This is a genomic window from Gordonia sp. HS-NH1 (assembly GCF_001418765.1).
Classification (GTDB): Bacteria; Actinomycetota; Actinomycetes; order Mycobacteriales; family Mycobacteriaceae; genus Gordonia.
In genome coordinates this window covers 1-425 of record NZ_LIYC01000131.1, presented here as the reverse complement: position 1 = coordinate 425, position 425 = coordinate 1, and the positions used below count along the sequence as shown (strand labels likewise).

The following is a 425-nucleotide window of genomic DNA, read 5'->3' as shown; positions in this document are numbered from 1 at the left end:
CGGACCATCATCGAGATGAGCCTGCTCCACCCCCTCACCAGCATGAATCAGGATCTCCGCACCCGGCGCAACATCAGGCATCGCGATCCCGTCATGCACCATGCCGGCCATCACCACCACCGCCGGCGCCACATCCGACGGCACCTGCCGCCACAGATCCCGACGCCGCGACGGAACCACCTCCGAGTCCGGTTCGGTGTTCCGCGGAACACTCGCAGCGGTAGGCAGATCCGGATCCTCGCAGGTCCGGGTCCGCTCGTACTCCGCGCGCACCGCACCCGCCAGAAACCGCGCCCCATCCAACGGACTCAACCTCAACGACACCGACAACGACCCATCAGCATTCCACTTCCACCGACCCGACGACTCCACCGGCGGCCGACCCTCCTCGGCGACGCCGCGGTTGCGGTCGATCTGGCCCATCG

General features: G+C 67.5%; 1 pseudogene. It reads right to left on the bottom strand.

The features are described 5' to 3' along the window. Positions 1-425: pseudogene (locus AMD30_RS25675) on the bottom strand (HNH endonuclease); the annotation flags it as partial.